The sequence below is a fragment of the Thermodesulforhabdaceae bacterium genome, assembly GCA_037482015.1.
Lineage (GTDB): Bacteria > Desulfobacterota > Syntrophobacteria > Syntrophobacterales > Thermodesulforhabdaceae > JAOACS01.
On record JBBFKT010000001.1, the window covers coordinates 388,750 to 401,843 of the forward strand.

Below are 13,094 nucleotides of genomic sequence, written 5' to 3' on the forward strand. Positions count from 1 at the left end.
AATGTAGGGGCGCACGGCCGTGCGCCCCTACTGCACAACCGCCGAATTTACGCCACTTCGCCTTGATCACGAGAGCTTCGCAGACTCTAGCCCGCTCGCCCTGCTCCACACCCCCTCCCCGTTGACGGGGAGGGTTGGGGAGGGGTCCGGTTCTTGCCCATCCGGCATGCGGATTTGCACCGGGCGGTTCGAGAGGTGTAGGGGCAACCCCCTGTGGTTGCCCCGTAACCGGGCAGGCACAAGGCCTGCCCCTACGGGACGGTTATCGTTATCTCCGGTTCACCACCGTCGCCCTTTCAGGCGCAAGGTAGGGGCGAAAAATTTTTCGCCCCTACTGCACTCACGGAAGGACTTTCACCTCCAAGAGCACGTCCATACCTTGCGCACCCAAAGAACGGACGGCGAAGACGCCATCCCTCCCAGGACGGCGGAATGTAGGGGCACGGCATGCCGTGCCCCTACAACTCTTCCCGTATCGGTTTTACTTTTTGGGTTTACCTTGCAGGATGAAACAATTCGTAAATGTTTTTCGCCACTTCCTCTGGAATGCCAGGAATAGCAAGAAGATCTTCAAGGCGAGCCCTGCTGATGGCTTCCACATCTCCAAAGCGCTTCAGAAGTAATTGTTTTCTCCTGGGTCCCACGCCTTGAATAGCATCAAGAATGGACGACTTCAGCGACCGCCTGTGTGCTCTCTGGTAAGCGCCCAGGGCGCATCGATGGGCTTCATCGCGAATTCGTTGGAGAAAATTCAATACCTGTGGGTGTTCAGATACAGGGATGGGTTCTGGCTTGTGAGGAAGATAAATCTTTTCGGCAAAAAGCCGCTCCAGTCTTTCTCCAGATCTTTCCTTTGCTATTGCTACAAGAACTGGACGATCACTTTCCTCACTGATTCCTTCGCTTTTAAGGGTTTCAAGGGCTTTCATAGCCCCCTGTAGTTGACCTTTTCCGCCGTCAATCATTAGAAGATCAATTTCTTTGAAGATTTCAGTGTCTTCCTTAGCTAGATGTTTAATGGTGAGCTGGATCATGAGAGGATCATTCTGGTCTATTGCTTCTCCCAGATTGTAGGTTCTATACCATCTGGGCATCGGTCTGCCGTTTTTAAAAACCACAACGGCTCCAACCGTATGTTTCCCCTGAAGATTGGAAATATCCACGCAGGCAATGGTTTGAGGCACTATGTTAATGTCCATTACATCCTTAAGAAGCTGGAGAATTTCCAGGCGAGATACTGATTCCGAAGATGTTGCTCTGGCGTATTCTCTGGCGTTGTTTTGAGCAAGTTCTAAAAGTTCCCGATCTTCTTCACTTTTCCCGCCGTAAATAATCTTGACCGGTGCCCCTCTCAGTTCAGCAAGATACTGTTCTAGATCTTCCCTTTTTTCAACTTCTTCTGGGAGAAGTATTTCTTCCGGGATAAAGGGATAAACATCGTAATACTGGCTGAGAAAGCTCACCATGAGTTGAGAATCGTCATTAGAGGCATTACCTGCATCAAAACATTTATGCCCCGTAACGGCTCCGCTTCTGACATATACGACGGAGAAGAAAGTATGATCTCCATCTGAGAAATATCCAATCACGTCTCTGTGAATGCGCCTGTGGGATACTACAGCCTGCTGCTCCATAATGGTATTTAGTGCAAAGAGACGGTTTCTTAGAGTAGCAGCCTTTTCAAAGTTCAGTTCTTCAGCAGCTTTATACATTTCTTGAGCTAGCTTTTCTCTCAAGCCGGTATCATTTCCATTCAGAAACTTTATCAGATCTCGCACGATGGCGTGATATTCCTTGTGGGAAATTTTTCCGGCGCATGGAGCAAGACAAAGTCCAAGATCATGGTTAAGACACGGACGATGGCGCTTCATAAAGCTTTTTCCCAGGCATTTTCTCAAAGGAAAGGCTTTTCGCAGGACTTTTACTGCCTCATTCATAGCATAGGGAGATGGATAGGGACCGAAATAAAACGCTCCATCCCGTTTTACCTGCCTTACCGTTTCCAGCTTTGGGAAAGGTTCTTTTATGTTGATGCGGATGGATGGATAGTTTTTATCATCTCGAAGAATGACGTTATAGGGCGGACGGAAACGTTTAATAAGCTGAGCTTCCAGAAGAAGAGCTTCTTTCTCGTTTCTGGTGACTATGAACTTGAAGTGTCGGGCTTTTTTAAGCATGGAAGCAGTCTTTAAAGAAAACGGCGGCTGCCCGTAGCTTAGCAACCGCCGCCTTAGATTGATTGCTTTTCCTACGTAGAGCACAACCCCTTTGGGGTCTTCAAACAAATAAACTCCAGGACTTTCAGGAATAACTTCCTTTGCTACCGATGAACTGCCAGAAAGAAGATCTACGGAGAAGTTATTTTCTCCGAGATTTTTTAGATCAACCGAACCCAGATCCATTAGACGTATTCGTGAGTCCCCATCACTACAGGAATTCCAAAGTTTGTTTCGATCATTTTAGCAAGTTCTTCAGGCTTGTAATAAGGGCAACCCGGTTGAGCCTTAACCATGCAGGTGCTCATGTGGATGACATCAGGTTTCATATCGGAGAGCTTCATAGCCATCTTGATGTTGGGTATCACTGTCCTTCCAGGACATTCACATTCGACAAAGAAAACTACCTGACCGGGTTCGCTGAATTTTCCTTCTCCCAGGGTCGCCGCTTTATAGCATCGCCATTCTCCAGGACATCCGTATCCGCTTGCCATGTAAGCTCCACATCCCACAAGTCCTACCTTTTTCATAGTAGTTCCTCCTTGTTCTTTGAAATGTTAAAAAAGGTTAGAGCATTTTCAAACGCTAACGCTTTGAACTGCTCTTCGTTGAAAAGTTCATGCTCGTCCAGCCATTCAATGTAGGGCTGAGACAATTCTTTAGCTCCATCGCTGTTCACTAAAATGGCTTTGAACATCTTAGGATATTTTTCAATGATTTTATAAAGATCTTCCGGAGAACTCTTGCCCTTCTGAAGAGTTACTCCAGCTACATAGCCTTCTCCATAAACCATATCGTATGTTGAAGGAGCAACGTGATCTATGAGGATAAAAGGGTGAAGAGTCCTGTAATCTTCAAGGAGTCTGAGAGTTCGCTCCGTAACCGGTTCTTTGTTCTGCCGCGGTGTATGAATTCCTATGCGCTTCGATTTTGGAAGATACTCTTCTGCCCATTCCAGTTGCCAGCGGAGGATTTTTTCTTCTTCCGGAGAGCCTCTATCAATACCAAGTTCCCCTAGCCCGAGGCAGAGAGGGTTTTCGACATGTTTCATCATGGCTTTTCCAATTTCAGGAGGAAGTTTTTTAGCATCTATTAAGTCGGGAGGTATGGAACGCGGGTGAATCCCGACGAGATAAAAAAAAGGCACACCTTCTCTGGTCCAGAGTTCGCAGAGCCTTTGCAAATGATCCCAGTAGTCGGGATATTGCTTAAAAGATGCTATCTCTTCGTTATAGGACCAGGTGATGCCGGCTATTTGCTTCGATCGGTAGATCTCAATGAAATCGGGGGCAAACCTTGAAAGCATGTCGGCATGGCAATGTGAATCCAGCGCCTGCATACTATTACCTCCGTTGGATAAGTGAAGCGGACCGAAATAATACATATTAACGTATAACCAGGTTGACAGCTCCGGTCAACCTTAATAGAAGTGACAACAATGTTCGGGAATAATAGAGGCATATCGTAAAGGAGGTAAGAAAGATGGCAGCAGATAAAAAGCTTCGTGTCGTGATTATCGGAGGAGTTGCCTGCGGACCCAAAGCCGCCGCTCGCCTTAAGCGACTTCTTCCTGATGCTGACATTACCATCGTTGAAAAAACTTCGTATGTTTCCTACGGTGCCTGCGGGATTCCTTACTACGTGGAAGGGCTTTTCGACGATGTGATGGTTTTGAATGAAACACCGGTAGGAGTTAGAAGGACTCCTCAGTTTTTTGAACAGGCTAAGGGAGTCAAAGTGCTTACTCGGAGGGAGGCTCTTTCTATTGATCGCATTTCAAAAACCGTTCGAGTAAAAAATCTCGATACCGGTGAAGAAGAGGATCTTCCCTACGATAAGTTAGTTTTAGCAACAGGCGCCAGCCCGGTTGTTCCCCCGATTCCAGGTATTGATCTTCAAAACGTCTGGACCGTAAGAACTCTTGAAGATGCCAGTTTAATTCGCCAGGCCGTTGAAGAAAAAGGTTTGAAAAATGCCGTCATCATAGGCGGTGGGTATATTGGGCTTGAGATGGCGGAAGCTCTCACTTTGCGTGGTGTTAAAGTAACCGTTGTGGAAATGCTCGATCACGTGCTTTCTCACATGCTCGATCCTGAACTGGCTCTTCTTCTTGAAAATCATATTCGACAAAAAGGCGTAAATCTTATTCTTGGCGAAAAAGTTCAATCAATAAACGGCGACGGTGTTGTGCGATCGGTAACCACGGACAAGCAGACAATCGATGCGGACATGGTCATAGTATCCGTCGGTGTTAAGCCTAATGACCAGCTTGCCCGTGATGCCGGTCTTGCCTGTGATCCTAAGGGTGGCATAATCATTAACAATTACTGCCAGACCACCGACCCAAACATTTACGCCGGCGGAGATTGTGTTCTCAATCCTTACGTTTATCCCTTTACTGGAAAGCCTATATATGTTCCTCTTGGATCTACAGCCAATAAACACGGTAGAGTAATCGCCAATCACATTGCGGGAATTATTACTCCCTTTCCCGGCATAACCGCTACGGCACTCTGTAAAGTATTCGATTTTACCGCTGGTCGAGCAGGCATAACGCAGGAGCTTGCGAAGGAACTGCGCCTTGATGTGGAAACCGCCATATGGAGCGGTCCCGACAAGCCCCACTATATGGGAGGAAAACTTCTGGTAATCAAACTTATTGCATCAAAACGTTACCGCACTCTTCTTGGTGTAGAAGTTTTGGGTCCTGGTGATGTTGCCAAGCGTCTGGATGTTGCGGCAGCGGCGATTTACTTTGGCGCAACCCTTGATCAGGTGGCATACCTGGATCTTGGCTACGCCCCACCCTTTGCTCCCCCGCTTGATCCTTTGCTAACTGCATCGCATGTCCTTCTGAACAAAATGAACGGACTGGCGAGGGGGCTCAATCCCTTTGAAGCATATCGATGGATGCAGGAAAAAAAGGATCTTATCCTGCTCGATGTCCGAACGCCTCAGGAATTTAATGAACTTCGCCTGAATGATCCAAGAGTAATCCATATTCCTCTGGGAGCGCTACGGCAGAAAGCAAAAGAACTCCCCAGAGACAGAGATATTCTTACCTTCTGCAAGGTGAGCATGCGAGGTTATGAGGCTCAAAGGATTCTTAACGCTGAGGGGTTTGAGCGAGTCTGGTTTATAGAAGGTGGACTGATGGCGTGGCCCTTTGGAAATCTGGTTTCTTCATAATGATTGTTTTGAAGACTCAAAGAGTTCTGTAAAGCTCCTTAACCGCTCTCGTTCTTTTTCGGGAGCGGTTAACATTTTATGAATGCGTCCAAAATAAGGAAGATAGGGCTTGACCGAGGAAAATATCAGCGACGCAAGAATAAAGTTCAAAATAAAAACAAAGGGGAAATGGACCGACGAACCCACAAGAGGGATGTTAAAGGGAAGGGGCAAAGCGATTTCACTGAACCATCTTTGCATCCATCCCAGAGCAAATGGTGCGGGCCAGAGGGATGCGGCTGAGTATGCCACGGAAAAGAAGAAGAGCCGCCCAAAAGCGTCATTTGCCCGTTCATTGGCTGACTTGTAGGCTTCTTTATTCCCTTCTTTTATGGCATCGATTGAAAGATTGTTCCACCTTACAAGATCTCCGTTTAACTTTTCGACGTATTTGCGATTAAAAAGGAAAGCGATCGAAAGAGTCGTCTGACCTATCACCACGCTTATCATGGCAAGGAGAAAGGTTCCTGCAAAGAACCCGGCAACTGGATCAGGGACAAGGCGAAAAAGTCCCATGAAAACAGGATCGATAACTCTATACAGGTCTTCCATTAAAATTCTCCTGAAAAGTTTTTACAGCGGGGCGGGAGCCAGATTCTCCCGCCTCGCTGTTTTCTTGCTACGGCAGAATGGACTTACCGAAGAAGCCTTCGCTAGTGTATTTAACGCCCACATAAAGGGCGAGCAGGACAAAGAGCCTTTTTAGCCAGATGTCGGGTATGTATTTTTGTGTCCTGGGTCCTATAAGGGATCCAACAAAAATACCCACCAATTCGGTTCCTATAAGAGGCCACCAGACTACGACGCCTTTCACCATGTAGTTAAATATACTGGTAACCATGCTAACAAGAACAGCGAAAGCGGAAGTTCCAGCGGCGATGAACATCGGGAGTTTTAGAATATCGGTCATTAACGGAACAAGCAAAAAGCCACCACCGACTCCTATCAGCGCTGAAATTGCCGCGATAACCATACCGCCCAGAGCAGCAAGCAAGAGGTTGAAGCTGAATTCGACTCCGTAAAAACTGATTGTGCATTGAGTTGGGTTAAGGCAAACGAGTCTAACACCTTCTCCAGAAGTAGCTCCCCTGCGAGCCGCTTCTTGGAATCGCTTTGCTGCTTCCTGAGTCTTTTTGCGGGCTTCTTGAGCTCTTGCTGTGGTGCCGTAATACATAAAACCGGCGACTACAAACACGATTAGTCCGAAAAGACCGGTGTAAGCCTTTGCTGTTACTTTTCCGGTTGTAACCCACGGGATTATGGTGGCTCCAATGATGGAACCCACACCTAGAGCGATTCCAAGAGGAAGGCAAAGTTGTCTCGCTCTGGCGTAAGAAATGGATGAAATGATGGCACTTAAGCCCACAAGGAACTGGTTGGAAACTCGAATGGTGTCGGTTATGAACTTATTTAAGGCTTTATTAGTATCCTTGAAGCTTTTGGCATAGTCCCCGAGGCCGAAGACCGTAATGTGACCAACTCCAGCCATTATTCCGCCAAAAGCTCCCACGGTTGAAAAAATCCAGCCCACCCATAAAGCCCACAGGAATGCAAGAAGATATGAAGGCTTAGGAGCTCCGGGAATGTCAAGGTAGCCTCGGGGAGCATCAGGATTGATGCAACCCTTTGTGACTTCAGTCGAGCACTTCGGAGTAGCAGCTATGATGTCGGCGAGCTTTTTGGAAACACCACTGATTGTTCCAGCCTTTTCTTGAGCTAAACTCACGTGAATGAACCCTATCCATCCGGCAAAAAGCAAGACCAGCGAACAGATTAAAATTACCTTGTAACGCTTCCTCATAACATCGATCCTCCATTGTGTTAGATTTCTCTCGTGCAAGGGATCCCTTTGCAGCCGAGATATGCCTGTAAGCAACCACTGTGCCATCTGGTTTTTCGAGATGATTTCTTTACCAACGCCCAGGGAGGGGCGGCTTTTTTGTCGTCCTGTGAGCCAGTGGACAGGAACCGGACCCCACCCCGGCCCTCCCCGTCAACGGGGAGGGGGTGGAGCAGGGCAAGAATCAGCGAATCTCTCGCGATCAAGGCGAAGTGGCGTAAATCAGGCGGTTGTGCGGTTGGTAGGGGCAACACATGCGTCGCCCCTACGTTATCTTGATTGTTTGTCTATCCGTGCAAGAAAAATTTTCTTTCGGTGCAAAAATATCTTGCTATGATCCGTCTCTTTCAGTGTTTTTTGTTTGGGGGTGGATTTTATCGAATCCTTCTTTATCTATCCATTGATGGCTTGAAGTATGCTCTGGCATTACCATTGCATAATAACGATGGGCGTTTTAGTTTTCAGGATTTGTCCTGGTTTAGAAATATTGAAGGAGTAAAGGAGAAACTGAGATGACAAAGACTGTGTTCAGCTTGTGTTTCATGTGCACTGTGCGTTGTCCCATAAAGGTTGAAGTAGAAAACGGGCAGGTTAAATGGATTGAAGGAAATCCTTACGTGCCCGGTATGCAGGGAAGTTTGTGTCCGAAAGGAGCCGCCGCTACGGCTCTGCTAAACGACACCGAACGTATACAGGGACCCATGGTTCGAACAGGACCCAGAGGGTCAGGAGAATGGAAAAGAGTCTCCTGGGATGAGGCGCTCAACATTGTGGCAACCAAACTTCAGGAAATCGCCAAAACCTACGGGGGAAAAAGCATCGTATGGGGGGAACGCACTAACCTCGCTACCCATGTAAATAAAACCTTCATGCGCCTTCTCGGATCCCCCAATCATTTCACTCACGATGCCCTTTGCAAGGGTTCCGTTAACACCGCCTGCCGCTCCCTCTTTGGTTATACCGATCCCGAAATTGGTATCGATTATAAGAACACAAAGCATATTGTGCTTTACGGTAGAAATATCTTTGAAGCTCTTGAAGTTCGACCTGTAAACTTCCTTCTTCAAGCTATAGAAGAGGGCGCCAAACTTACTTACATTGATCCTCGAGTCACCGTTACAGCCACCAAGGCTCATAATTACTTCATGATTCGTCCCGGAACGGATCTTGCCTTCAACTACGCTTTGATGCACGTTATCATTAAAGAAAAGCTTTACGATGTGAAGTTTGTCGAAAGATGGGTTGAAGGTTTTCGAGAACTTGAAGCCTTCATTCAGCCCTACACACCGGAATGGGCAGAAAAGGAAACGGGCATCCCTGCGGCAAGAATTATCTCTCTTGCTCGCGAACTTTCTCAGCAAAAGCCTTCCGTGATATTCCACTTCGGCTATCGAGGAGCAAGTCATCCTAACGAGATATACTTCCGCCGATCTATCCTCATGCTGAATGCTCTTATGGGCAGCATCGAAGCTAAAGGCGGGCTGTTCTTCAAGAAAGGACCCAAGGAAGCCGGTGGGCAACCTGCAAGAAAACTTACCGAACAGGACGGTTTGCCTAAGGTCACCGAGATGCGTTTTGATAAGGTCGGGACAGAAATGTTTCCTCTTCCAGATCCCAATCATGGAGTGCCTCAGATGCTTCCTTTTGCCATCCTTAACGAAGATCCCTATCCGATCAAAGCAGCTATTTTCAACCGCTTTGAACCTCTGCTTTCTATTCCTGATAGAGGCCTTACAGAGCGAGCCTTTGAGAAACTGGATTTCATCGTAACAATCGATATCCAGTGGAGTGATATAGCATGGCATTCAGATGTGGTGCTTCCTGAGTCGGTCTTTCTTGAAAGAACGGACTGTATCCAGCAGGCTAACGGACTAAAACCCCAGATGTTTCTGCGTCGGCAGGCAGTTCTTCCCCGTTACGACACTCTCCCAGCACCAATCATAGTTAAAAGACTTGCAGACAGACTTGGGTTTGGGCGTTTCTTCCCATACGAAACAATGGAAGACCTTGTGAAGTGGCAGCTTGAAGGAACAGGGTTCACTCTGGAAGACTTCGATCGCAAAGGCTTTGTCGCCTACACGGATAAAGAAATATGGTGGGATCGAGAAAACGGACTTAAGCTGAAGACTCCTTCCAAGAAAATCGAATTTGTTTCTTCTCTTCTTGAAAAAGCCGGTTATCCATCTTTCCCGCCCTATGAATCTGTAATGGCTCCTCCCGAAGGACGTTACAGGCTCATGGTAGGTCGTTGCGCTCAGCACACTCACGTATCCACCCAGAATAATCCATACCTTAACGAGCTTGTTCCGGAAAATGTGCTCTGGATTAACCGTCGCGAAGCTGAACGGCTCGGAATCAGTAATGGAGACTTTGTAGAAGTTTCCTCCTCCTGTGGCGATGTGTGCCTTAAGGCTTATGTGACAGATCTTATTCATCCGGAGGCGGTTTTCATGCTTCACGGTTTTGGACATAAAGCCCGCTTTGCTACTCGAAGCTTCGATAAAGGAGCCGCCGATGCTGTGTTGCAGGAGAATAAATCGGACATTGTGGGTGGTAGCCCCGCTCTCGACGACACACTTGTGAGAGTCCGACGAGCTTACAAAAAGTAGAAACAGGGAGGATCTATCAATGAGCCAGTATTATCTCATGCAAGATGCAAAGCGCTGTATAGCCTGTCGAGCCTGCGAAGTTGTGTGCAAAGTGAATAAGGGGCTTCCGAGAGGTCCCAAGCCCTGCGAAGTTGTCGTGGTGGGACCCAAATTTATCGGCGGCCTCCCCAGGGCTTTCTTCAAGTTTATGCCCTGCTTCCATTGTGAAAAGCCCTGGTGCATTGCAGCCTGCCCCACCGGAGCCATGCAAAAACGGGAAGACGGTATTGTTTATGTGGATGAGACTCTCTGTGTCGGCTGTAAAGCCTGTATGTCCGCCTGTCCCTGGGGAGTGCCTCAGTGGGATCCAGAAAAGCGCAAAGTGGTGAAGTGCGACTACTGCATGGATCGACTGGATAAAGGACTTTTGCCTGCCTGTGTTACGATCTGCGTCACCAAGTGCCTTTATTTTGGAAAGGCAAACGAGGTGCCGTCGATAAGGCGTGAGAGAGCAGCCAAGGCTGCGGCTTACTTTGAGTAAACCTGTGAACCAAAGCGGGATACTGGAAGAGGAGGAAAACCTTGAGCGATAAGAAAACGCTCAATATTAAATGTGAAGTGGCACTTACCCGCGTTGAAGTAAAATCTCTTCTGGATAGAATTGCTCATCCTAGGTGCCGTATGTTTGTTGAGGAAATCATTGCTCTGATTGATGATATTTCCTGGGGACGGGCAGAACTCGGGCACATAGAGGCTCTGAAAAAGCTCGCTCGCACAATTGTCGAGGAAGGCGAATGTGATGAATGCATCAGAGCCGGCATGAGAGTGCTCGATGCTCTGGATAAATTCGCCGAAGTGTTCATTAGCCATATTGAGACCAGAAATTGCCCTACAGCAGACTGCACCATACTTGCTCCATCTCCATGTCAGATGGCATGCCCTGCCGGGCTCGATATCCCAAGCTATGTGACTCTTATCGGGATGGGACATGACGAGGAAGCAATTGAAATTATCCGTGAAGATAATCCCTTTCCGTGGGTTTGCGGGCTTGTGTGCACTCATCCCTGTGAATTCGTGTGCGTTCGTGGAAGAATCGATTCCCCAATCGCCATAAGAAATCTTAAAGGCTTTGCCGCAGAACGAGTTATGGCTAAAGGGGGTTACAAAAATCCCCCCAAAGCTCCTCCAAAGGGCAAAAAAGTTGCCATTGTGGGTGCTGGTCCTGCAGGTCTTACCGCCGCTTACTACCTGGCTCTCAAAGGATATGATGTGACGGTTATAGATGCTCTTCCCGTTGCAGGGGGCATGATGATGGTTGGTATCCCTCGATACAGGTTGCCTCGTGAGGTAATCGATCGTGAAGTTGATATGATACGGGAGCTGGGTGTTGAATTTCGGTTAAATACCCGCCTTGGACGGGATATAACCATCGAAGACCTGAAAAATGAGGGATTTGAAGCAATCCTTATCGCTATTGGTGCTCATGGTTCTTACAAGTTGAATATCCCCGGTGAAGATGATTTCCCTCAAGTTCTAAGTGCGGTCGATTTTCTCAGGAAGGTAGCCCTTGGTGAACGTGTTAAGCCGGGCAGGAGAGTTGCCGTTATCGGTGGGGGTAACGTTGCCATTGATGCGGCAAGAACCTGTATAAGGCTCGGGTGCGAAAAGGTCACAATGGTTTACAGACGTTCTCGAGCCGAAATGCCGGCTCACGAGGAAGAAGTTCTTCAAGCCGAAGAAGAAGGCGTGGATTTTCTCTTTTTAACCATCCCCGTTGCAATTCTAGGGCATGATGGGCGAGTCGAAAAACTTCGATGCGTCAGAACTGTTCTGGGGCCGCCGGATGAGAAAGGGAGAAGACAGCCTGTGCCTGTTGAAGGAAGTGAATACGATCTTCCCGTTGACTGCGTTATTACCGCCATTGGACAGGTTGTGAACAAAGAAGGGCTTACGGAACTTCCCGATCTTAAATGGTCTCGCCGCAGCACCATTCAGGTGAACACGGTTACCATGGAAACATCCATCCCTGGGGTCTTCTCAGCGGGTGATGTGGTTACTGGTCCCGCAACGGTTATTGAAGCCATAGGTGCGGGCAAAAGAGCCGCTGAAGCTATCGATCGTTATCTTCAGGGGCTTCCACAACCTAAACGTCCGCCTGTGCCGGTCAGGCGTCGGCGCCTTCCTTTCCTTCGCACAACCGCTACTCAAAAGATGCGCATTCAGCGACCTCAGATGCCTCTCCTTAACTGTGACCGCCGTAAAATTACGTTCCAGCAAGTTGAACTGGGTTATGCCGAGGAGGATGCTCGCCGAGAAGCCTACCGTTGCCTGAGGTGCGATGTCTGCAGACGCTGTGGGAAATGTGTAGAAGTGTGTCGAGACCGCATGAAGGTTGATGCTCTTCCCTTCGGGCACTTTGATTTTGACCATCCTGTAGAGACAGATTTCCGTAAAGTGGCTGAGAAATGCATTCTTTGTGGATCCTGCGCTTACAATTGTCCTAACGATGCGATGCAGGTAGAAGAAGTTGGCGGTGAACGGATCTTGAGCCTTTGCGGCACGGAACTTAACAGGCTCAAGCTGGAATACTGCTCCGAATGCGGTGCTCCTATTGGCCCAGAGCGGTATCATGATTTCGTCTTAAATAGGCTTAAGGATTTTATTGATGTATCGCCCGATGTAAGGCTATGTATAGATTGTGCACGAAAGAGATCAGCTAGGAGCCATGACGAAACCGCACCGCCGGTTATGTGACGGCATTGTAAAACCCTTTTCCCAGAAAGGGGGTGGGGCTATGACTTTTAAGAAAGGCCAGAAAGTAGAAATTTACAGAAGATCCGATGATGAAAGCTGGGAAGACTTCATGGATGAATTCATAGGATTGCACGGTATTGTTACTGATCCTGATACGGTAAAAAATGATCCTGATGCTTTGATAGAGGTTACAATTGACGAAAAAGGAACTTATCGGTTTCCTCAAGATTGCCTTCGAGTAATTGAATAATCCGGGCTTTGCAGGAAAATCCTGAGGGACACTGCTGTGTGTCCCTTAGGTTATGGAAATTTTTTATTGCTCTTTGTTGGATGAAGTGTAGGGGTAATCCATTGTGGTTGCCCCATAATCGGACAGGCACATGGCCCTGGGATTGGGCAGGCACAAGGCCTGCCCCTACGGGACGGTTATCGTTATCTCCGGTTCACCACCGTCACCCTTTCAGGTGC

Annotated in this window: 10 protein-coding genes; 5 read left to right on the forward strand and 5 right to left on the reverse strand. The window is 47.9% G+C overall.

The annotated features are described in order from the left end of the window. Positions 1-494: 494 nt before the first annotated feature. From uvrC to WHS38_01795, 3 genes are read right to left on the reverse strand one after another with little or no spacing between them, the layout of a single operon-like run. Positions 495-2,402, reverse strand: coding sequence for an excinuclease ABC subunit UvrC (gene uvrC / locus WHS38_01785; GenBank protein MEJ5299699.1), 1,908 nt, complete (start codon positions 2,400-2,402; stop codon positions 495-497). After that, complete coding sequence (locus WHS38_01790) at positions 2,402-2,746, reverse strand: CGGC domain-containing protein (GenBank protein ID MEJ5299700.1); 345 nt, start codon at positions 2,744-2,746, stop codon at positions 2,402-2,404. Before WHS38_01790 ends, uvrC begins: the two co-directional genes overlap by 1 nt. Continuing rightward, positions 2,743-3,555: a TatD family hydrolase gene (locus tag WHS38_01795; GenBank protein MEJ5299701.1), complete on the reverse strand. Its 813-nt coding sequence runs from the start codon at positions 3,553-3,555 to the stop codon at positions 2,743-2,745. Before WHS38_01795 ends, WHS38_01790 begins: the two co-directional genes overlap by 4 nt. Positions 3,556-3,698: 143 nt before the next feature. Between WHS38_01795 and WHS38_01800 the strand changes: the two genes are divergently transcribed. Further along, positions 3,699-5,405, forward strand: coding sequence for an FAD-dependent oxidoreductase (locus tag WHS38_01800; protein MEJ5299702.1), 1,707 nt, complete (start codon positions 3,699-3,701; stop codon positions 5,403-5,405). On the opposite strand, the gene WHS38_01805 is transcribed toward WHS38_01800, so the two are convergent. After that, positions 5,400-5,996, reverse strand: a complete 597-nt coding sequence (locus WHS38_01805) for a hypothetical protein (GenBank protein ID MEJ5299703.1) — start codon at positions 5,994-5,996, stop codon at positions 5,400-5,402. The two genes, WHS38_01800 and WHS38_01805, sit on opposite strands and share 6 nt — an antisense overlap. A gap of 67 nt (positions 5,997-6,063) precedes the next feature. Next, a complete protein-coding gene (locus tag WHS38_01810; GenBank protein MEJ5299704.1) occupies positions 6,064-7,245 on the reverse strand; it encodes a sulfite exporter TauE/SafE family protein in 1,182 nt (393 codons plus the stop codon). A 551-nt stretch (positions 7,246-7,796) separates the two neighbouring features. Between WHS38_01810 and WHS38_01815 the strand changes: the two genes are divergently transcribed. Genes WHS38_01815 through WHS38_01830 form a run of 4 tightly spaced genes read left to right on the forward strand, consistent with a single transcriptional unit; the run spans position 7,797 to position 12,876 of the window. Beyond that, positions 7,797-9,893 carry a molybdopterin-dependent oxidoreductase gene (locus WHS38_01815; GenBank protein MEJ5299705.1) on the forward strand — a complete coding sequence of 699 codons (2,097 nt, stop codon included), beginning with the start codon at positions 7,797-7,799 and terminating at the stop codon, positions 9,891-9,893. Between the two features lie 19 nt (positions 9,894-9,912). Then, complete coding sequence (locus WHS38_01820) at positions 9,913-10,413, forward strand: 4Fe-4S dicluster domain-containing protein (GenBank protein ID MEJ5299706.1); 501 nt, start codon at positions 9,913-9,915, stop codon at positions 10,411-10,413. 41 nt (positions 10,414-10,454) lie between these two features. Beyond that, complete coding sequence (locus WHS38_01825; GenBank protein MEJ5299707.1) at positions 10,455-12,626, forward strand: NAD(P)-binding protein; 2,172 nt, start codon at positions 10,455-10,457, stop codon at positions 12,624-12,626. A gap of 40 nt (positions 12,627-12,666) precedes the next feature. Further along, positions 12,667-12,876 carry a hypothetical protein gene (locus WHS38_01830; protein ID MEJ5299708.1) on the forward strand — a complete coding sequence of 70 codons (210 nt, stop codon included), beginning with the start codon at positions 12,667-12,669 and terminating at the stop codon, positions 12,874-12,876. Positions 12,877-13,094: the final 218 nt, after the last annotated feature.